The sequence below is a fragment of the Novosphingobium sp. ERW19 genome (genome assembly GCF_012641315.1).
Taxonomy (GTDB): Bacteria; Pseudomonadota; Alphaproteobacteria; order Sphingomonadales; family Sphingomonadaceae; genus Novosphingobium.
Map to the genome: position 1 here is coordinate 1 of NZ_JABAIC010000044.1, position 655 is coordinate 655.

Sequence of the window (655 nt, forward strand, 5' to 3'; positions counted from 1 at the left end):
TGCCGGGTGTGCGTTCAACTGCCCGTTCAAGGTCCTTGGATGGCACGTCAGGCTCCTGTTTCGGCGCGGCTCGCGCACCCTGATCCAAGGCCAGCTCTCCCTGCTTTGGGACGACCGATTTGCCCGCTCCGTCATCGTTGGACGAGGGATGCTCGTTGCCTGTCGCCACTGCCGGCTGCTCTTCCTGCTCTGTCGACGAATGGGGCACGGTGCCCCTCGCCTTCGGGCTTTCCTTGACCCTGGCGATGAATGTCTCGGCCCGCTTGGGTCGGTCGACGGGCTTCAGTTTGATCGGTGCGGCGGGAAAGCCGTCGGGGAACTTTATGTACCCCGACAGGCGCGGCAGGTTCATCAGCTGGTCGGGCAGCAGGAGCGGCTCGATGTGCTTGCGCGGGGTCAGGCTGACCGCATCACGGGCATTGTTGTAGCCATAGGTGTACCCCTCTTCCATGTCCCTGACCTGACGATGGCCAATGAAGTCGGAGCACCAGGTCGCGGTCTCGCGGTCGGCGGTTCCAAGGATCAGTTTGGTCCGGGCAAGCGATGCCAGCGTCATCGCCATGTTCTCGCCATAGACCTCCTTGAGCTTGGCATAGGCGTGGAGGCCGAGGACAATCGCGCCGCCGAAATTGCGCGCCGTCTGCAAGCCTTTCTC

1 protein-coding gene is annotated in these 655 nt (G+C 63.2%); it reads right to left on the reverse strand.

Annotation, left to right across the window (positions count from 1 at the left end):
• A partial coding sequence (locus HGI46_RS21835; protein ID WP_240946949.1) for a type IV secretion system DNA-binding domain-containing protein occupies positions 1-655 on the reverse strand: 655 nt, incomplete at both ends.